This is a genomic window from Pseudochrobactrum sp. AO18b, from assembly GCF_000409565.1.
Classification (GTDB): Bacteria; Pseudomonadota; Alphaproteobacteria; order Rhizobiales; family Rhizobiaceae; genus Pseudochrobactrum; species Pseudochrobactrum saccharolyticum.
This window is the reverse complement of record NZ_ANNO01000234.1, coordinates 1-3,665: the sequence shown is the minus strand read 5'-3', so window position 1 is coordinate 3,665 and position 3,665 is coordinate 1. Positions and strand designations below refer to the sequence as shown.

The 3,665-nt window shown below is 55.5% G+C and carries 3 protein-coding genes and 1 pseudogene; all 4 read right to left on the bottom strand.

Going from position 1 to position 3,665, the window contains the following annotated elements:
* Positions 1–366 (bottom strand): annotated as a pseudogene (locus tag A918_RS0109645) (alpha-ketoacid dehydrogenase subunit beta); the annotation flags it as partial.
* A gap of 32 nt (positions 367–398) precedes the next feature.
* A complete protein-coding gene (locus A918_RS0109640) occupies positions 399–1,628 on the bottom strand; it encodes a thiamine pyrophosphate-dependent dehydrogenase E1 component subunit alpha (protein WP_084664743.1) in 1,230 nt (409 codons plus the stop codon).
* A 101-nt stretch (positions 1,629–1,729) separates the two neighbouring features.
* Positions 1,730–3,115 (bottom strand): amidase, encoded by a 1,386-nt coding sequence (locus A918_RS0109635; RefSeq protein ID WP_022710860.1) that lies wholly within the window; start codon positions 3,113–3,115, stop codon positions 1,730–1,732.
* 73 nt (positions 3,116–3,188) lie between these two features.
* Positions 3,189–3,665, bottom strand: a 477-nt coding sequence (locus A918_RS20075; RefSeq protein ID WP_033316025.1) for an ABC transporter ATP-binding protein, incomplete at its 5' end; no start/stop codon positions are given.

Below are 3,665 nucleotides of genomic sequence, written 5' to 3'. Positions count from 1 at the left end.
CTGCGCACCGAAAATCCCACCGCCGCACGGCATACGGATCACCATCGGTGCGGTATAATCACCGGCAGAACGGAACCGCAGGCGTGCGGCCTCCGACACGATCTGGTCATAGGCCGGATAGACATAATCGGCGAACTGGATTTCCGCCACAGGACGCAGGCCATAGGCGCCCATGCCGACCGCCACGCCGACAATACCGGTTTCGGAAATCGGTGTATCAAAGCAGCGCGCCTCACCATATTTACGTTGCAGCCCTTCTGTGCAGCGGAATACGCCGCCGAAAAAGCCGACATCCTGACCGAACACAACAACCTTATCATCGCGTTCCATCATCACATCCATCGCTTCGCGGATGGCCTCAATCATTGTGCGTCTTGGCAATACAGGTTTTGACAAGATCAATACCCCATCTGCTGGCGCTGCTCGCGCAAATGCTGCGGCATGTCCTTATAGACATCCTCAAACATGGTTGCGGGGCTGGCTTTCGGCCCTTCATGCAAAGTGCCGTATTTCAAAGCCTCGCGGGCGGCATCATTAATCTCCGCATCAATACCGGCCAGCAGCTGCACATTGCGCTCCTCGCTCCATTCGCCTTTGCGGATCAGATGTTGTTTGAGGCGCTCCACCGGATCACCCAGCGGCCAGTTCAGCTCCTCCTCTTTTGGCCGGTATTTACTCGGATCATCGGAGGTAGAATGGGGCGCCACGCGATAGGTCACCCATTCGATCAGCGTCGGCCCCAGATTGCGCCGTGCCCGTTCCGCTGCCCAGCTTGCTGCTGCATAGACTGCCAGATAATCATTGCCATCCACCCGCAAAGACGGAATAGCAAAACCATGAGCGCGGGAGGCAAAGCTGATATTCTCGCCACCAGCGACAGATTGCGGTGATGAAATCGCCCATTGATTATTGACGATATTGAGAACCACCGGCGGACGGTAGACCGAGGCAAAAACCAGCGCCGCGTGAAAGTCGCTTTCGGCAGTGGAGCCGTCACCGATCCATCCGGCAGCGATTTTTGTATCACTGCGCATAGCAGAAGCCATGGCCCAGCCAACGGCCTGCACAAATTGCGTGCCGAGATTACCGGAAATCGAGAAAAAACCGGCCTCCGGTGCCGAATACATAACCGGTAATTGCCGTCCTTTAAGATGGTCTTTCTCATTGGAAAGCACCTGACAAATCATATCTGTCAGCGGGAAGCCTTGTGCTATCAGCAGTCCCTGCTGGCGATAGGTGGGGAAATTCATATCCCCTTTTTGCATCACCATCTGAAAAGCGCAGGCAATTGCCTCTTCGCCGGTACATTGCATATAGAAAGAGGTCTGTCCCTGACGCTGCATGCGCATCATGCGCCGGTCATAGGCACGGGTTTTGAGCATCGAGCGCAGACCGTGGCGCAATTGCTCTGCCGTCAGATCCGGCACCCACTCGCCTTTAGCCTCGCCGTCATCATCCAGCACCCGTACCAGATTATAGGCCAGATCATGCATATCATATGGATCGGAATCAACCGGCGGGCGGCGCATTTCGCCCGCTCCGGCAAAACGTAAATGCGGATTAGGCGGCGGGACACTTTCTCCCCGCATCGTGCGGGGCATATGTAATGAGAGTGGCGGATATGACATGACTGCACTTCTCCATTGGCTGGAACTGATACTGCATGCTGTTTCTGCCGTTCCCCCCGAACGGCAGAATGTATTCCGTTTGTCCCCTTAACCTCTGCTGTCTATATTTTCGGCCACGGCCTTTGCTGCGGACGAAGTTGTTCATAGGCATGGGCAAGTTGCAACACTCCCAGATCATCAAAACGCTGACCAATAATCTGCAAACCGATCGGCAAACCTTTTTCCGTGTAACCACAATTGACAGACACAGCAGGTTGTTCCGACATATTCATGGCAACGGTGAAAGCAATATGCTCGAACGGGCGCTGCGGATCATTCAGCGGTGAAGCCCATTCTGCCGGATAAGTCGGCATTGGCGCTGTCGGCGAAATGATAAAATCATAAGAGCTGATTGCCGCCAACGCCGCATTGCGCATGGCCTCGATCTGCGCAAAGCCCTGATAGACCTGCGCACCGTTCAAATCCTTACCGCCTTCTGCCCACTGATAAATATAAGGCAGGATTTTTGCCTGATTATCCGGCGTCATTTTAGAGATGTCGCCCCATGAGCGCACGCGCCAGAAATGATCCAGCCCGTCAATCATCTCACGGGTGAGATAGCTCGGCACTTCCTCAACAATCGCACCGGCATTGGCAAAGGCTTGTGCTGCGGCTTCTATCGCCGCTTTGACCTCAGGTTCAACGGCAGAGCCAAAACCGGCATCCAGCCACAGGCCGATACGCAGATCTTTGACATCGCGCTCCAGATTCATCCAGTCGATACGGTTGTAAGGCAGGCTCATCGGATCGCGGCGATCCGGCTTGGACAGAACCGACATATAGAGCGCGGCATCCGCAACCGTACGCGTCATCGGCCCCGCAACACGACCGATAAAAGGCGGATCAATCGGAATACGCCCGAAAGACGGTTTCAGCCCCACCACCCCGCACCAGCCAGCAGGCAGGCGGATGGAGCCGCCAATATCCGTACCGATATGCAAAGGACCGTAACCGGCTGCGGCAGCGGTTCCCGCTCCTGCACTGGAGCCGCCGGGATTGGTGGACAAATCCCACGGATTGCGTGCCAGTTCATGGAAACTCGACAGGCCGGACGACAACATGCCGAGATCAGGCATGGTCGTTTTACCCAAAATAATACCACCGCTCTCGCGGGATCGGGCAGCGGGCGGCGCATCTTTTGCCGCCGGGTTCAATGCTATTGCCGCGCAGCCGAGCGGTACCGGCAAACCTTTGGTGGCAATATTTTCTTTGATCGTCAGCGGCACGCCGTCAATCGGCCCGCGCTCTTCTTTCCGCCTCCAGCGACCTTCCGACAGGGTTGCTGCGGCCAGTGCCGCTTCCGGCTCAAAAGCCCACATCGCATGAAGCTGCGGCTCGCAACGCTCAATCCGGTCGATCACGGATTCTGCCACTTCCACCGGCGACAGAGTACCCGCCTTATAACCGGCAACCATTTCGACAGCGCTTAAATCAGCAAGCTCGGACATATCTGCTCCCATTTCCCTGTCTGACGCGAACCTCTTGGCGGGTTTTGATCGTCAGACAGACATTCAGTTTTCATTACAAAGTTTTCACCCGCATTCTACGGCGACCGGAAAACGGTTTTGGCACGGCATTAACCAGTGCTTGTGTGTATGGATGCTGCGGATTGTCAAAGACCTCATTGGTCGGCCCTTCTTCAACAATTCTGCCCAGATGGATCACCGCCACACGGTCTGTAATCACCCGCATCACACCCAGATCGTGGCTGATGAACAAATAGGAAAGGCCGAATTGCTCTTGCAAATCCATCATCAGATTGAGCACTTGCGCCTGAATGGAAACATCCAGTGCCGAAACCGGCTCATCGGCAACAATCAGTTTCGGGCGCGTAATCAATGCGCGGGCAATCGCAATACGCTGGCGCTGACCGCCGGAAAATTCATGCGGATATTTATCCGCGGCTGATGCGGACAAGCCTACCGCCTCAAGCACCTGACGGATACGCTCTTCACGGTTTTCCACTGTTGTGGCACTTTCCAGTGACACAACCGGCTC

Bases quoted from the DNA above. Each gene is read 5' to 3' on its own strand.
- A918_RS0109640 (WP_084664743.1), bottom strand. From the start codon at position 1,628: ATGTCATATCCGCCACTCTCATTACATATGCCCCGCACGATGCGGGGA.
- A918_RS0109635 (WP_022710860.1), bottom strand. From the start codon at position 3,115: ATGTCCGAGCTTGCTGATTTAAGCGCTGTCGAAATGGTTGCCGGTTAT.